The organism is Psychroflexus maritimus (genome assembly GCF_011089875.1).
Taxonomy (GTDB): Bacteria; Bacteroidota; Bacteroidia; order Flavobacteriales; family Flavobacteriaceae; genus Psychroflexus; species Psychroflexus maritimus.
The window spans coordinates 1-2,702 of sequence record NZ_JAANAS010000068.1 but is presented as its reverse complement, the minus strand read 5'-3'; the positions used below and the strand labels follow the sequence as shown (position 1 = coordinate 2,702).

The window sequence follows — 2,702 nt, the reverse complement described above, 5'->3', positions numbered from 1 at the left end:
AACGCTCGGTGTTCCATTCCGTTTCAGTAGGCAATCTAAACCCTGCAGGGCATGGGTTGTTGGTGCCGTTTACGCCCTGCCAAAGGTTATTATCCTGTGGTGTTAACCAATCAAGAGGAGAGCTACTTTCAGTAATAAACACCCCATCCCATGAGTTCCCCGCATTAGGCACAGCTGTGGTTGCGTTGGTGGCAGTTGTACCAGAGGTTCTACATTGGTGGCCATCAGCTGCTCTACCCCACTGATATAAATCACCATAAGCAGCTGCGTCGGTACTTGAGGTAGCAACTTGGCTTGCGCCCAAATTCCTATCCATCCAAACTCGCCCACCAGCTCCAGTTACCTCAACTAACTCTGTAGGGCCTGATGCGCAGAACACAGTACCATCAGGGTAATCTAAATATGGATTATCACCACAGCCATCATGCCATGCATTACCAACCCACCACTGTAGGCACTTTACACTCGTATTATAAATCAGCAAGCCTTCTACAGGATTAACTATATTGTCATCTCGCTGTGCGGTAGTTAGGCGCGGAGGCAAAAAGCCTTTTGCGGTGCTTTGTAGTTCAAGTTGTGCTGAAGGATCTGGTGATGTTGTGCCTATGCCGACTTGTGCGTTGGTAGTGTTTAAGCTTATCAATACCAATAAAAGGCTTAATAAAGTAGTTTTTGTTTTCATTTTAATTTCTGTTATCTGTTATCTGTTTTCTGTTCTGAACCGTGATTTGAGATTAGTTAACCTATGTTATTTCCCACATCCCATATCCGACATCCCGAATCCAAAATCCCACTTCTCACTTCTCATTTCTTCATTCAGTATTCATTATTAAATTCCCCCTCTTGTACTGAGCTTAGTCGAAGTATGGGGGGTTAGGGGGCTTTTAATCCTTAAGGCAACGGACAGAGAAACCGTTAGCACGATTGCTGGCGCTCATATTGGCACTGGAACTACTGAAGCTGAGGCCCCTGGCATTGGCGCCTGAAACGGTACTAGACCAATAGTGGCCGCGGGAGCCAACAACGTCGAGCCCACCAGTACTGCGGCTGCGGAAGCCCGCTACGGGCAATTTAAGTGGGGAGCCGAAAGCACCAGCTGGGTTGTTAGAACTCCAGCTTAAACGCTCAGCATTTAACTCGGCTTCGGTTGGTATGCGGTAGCCAGCAGGGCATGGGTTGTTGGTGCCGTTTACGCCTTGCCATAAATCATCTACTCCAGACACAGATGGATTTACCCAATTATGAACACCGCTATCGCGCGTAATAAATTCACCATCCCAATCATTCCCTGAGGCATTAAAATTAGCTACACCATCTGTAGTTTCTACAGCAATATATTCTGTTGAGGTTCTATCTTCATGACCATCAGCTGCTCTTCCCCATTGGTAGAGGTCGCCGTAGCTATCGCTATCTGTTGAAGAAGTAGCCGCTTGGCTAGCACCAAGGTTACGGTCTAACCAAGTAAGACCGGTAACAGGGTTAAAGACAGTTTCATAGTCAAGACCGTCAAAAGTTATGGTACCTATACTAGCTGTATTGTCAAAAGCACATAAGTTACGCCAGTACTTTACAAACACATTCATACAGTTTTGAGTAGTGTTATAAATCATAAGCCCTTCAGCTGGGTCAGTGATGGCATTACGCTCTGTTTGCGTCATACGCGGCGGCAAAAAGCCTTTTTTGTCGGTTAAGCTCGTTACATCCACATCCAATACCGCTGAGGCATCTGGGTTTTCTGTACCAATCCCCACTTGGGCGTTGGCGGTGTGTAGGCCTATTAGGATAAGTACGAGTGTAAGTAGTGTTTTTTTCATGTCCTTTAGGTTATTATTACTATGGTCACTATTGTTGCTCTGGTTGCTCTGGTTGCTATGGTTTTCAGGCTTCATAAAATCATGACATTGAAGTTGTCTTTTATCTAACATCTTTTCATTAATTCCCCCTCTTGTACTGAGCTTAGTCGAAGTATGGGGGGTTAGGGGGCTTCTAATCCTTCAAGCAACGGACTGAGTGACCGCGAGCACGATAGAATGTGAAAGTATCGGCATTGGAACTTTTGAAGCTGAGGTACGTGACATCGGTGCCTGAAACGGTACTAGACCAATAGTAGCCGAGGGAGCCAACAACGCTAAGCGAGCCATTCGAGAGAACGCGGTAGCCCGCCATGGGCAATTTAAGCGGTGAGGCAAATGCACCGGCTGTGTTGTTACTGCTCCAGCTTAAACGCTCGGTGTTCCATTCCGTTTCAGTAGGCAATCTAAACCCTGCAGGGCATGGGTTGTTGGTGCCGTTTACGCCCTGCCAAAGGTTATTATCCTGTGGTGTTAACCAATCAAGAGGAGAGCTACTTTCAGTAATAAACACCCCATCCCATGAGTTCCCCGCATTAGGCACAGCTGTGGTTGCGTTGGTGGCAGTTGTACCAGAGGTTCTACATTGGTGGCCATCAGCTGCTCTACCCCACTGATATAAATCACCATAAGCAGCTGCGTCGGTACTTGAGGTAGCAACTTGGCTTGCGCCCAAATTCCTATCCATCCAAACTCGCCCACCAGCTCCAGTTACCTCAACTAACTCTGTAGGGCCTGATGCGCAGAACACAGTACCATCAGGGTAATCTAAATATGGATTATCACCACAGCCATCATGCCATGCATTACCAACCCACCACTGTAGGCACTTTACACTCGTATTATAAATCA

Annotated in this window: 1 protein-coding gene and 2 pseudogenes; all 3 read right to left on the bottom strand. The window is 46.8% G+C overall.

The genetic code is table 11. From position 1 onward, the window contains the following. Positions 1-682 (bottom strand): annotated as a pseudogene (locus G7034_RS09120) (FISUMP domain-containing protein); the annotation flags it as partial. 202 nt (positions 683-884) lie between these two features. Then, positions 885-1,670 (bottom strand): fibrobacter succinogenes major paralogous domain-containing protein, encoded by a 786-nt coding sequence (locus tag G7034_RS09115; RefSeq protein WP_166400659.1) that lies wholly within the window; start codon positions 1,668-1,670, stop codon positions 885-887. A 316-nt stretch (positions 1,671-1,986) separates the two neighbouring features. Continuing rightward, positions 1,987-2,702: pseudogene (locus G7034_RS09110) on the bottom strand (FISUMP domain-containing protein); the annotation flags it as partial.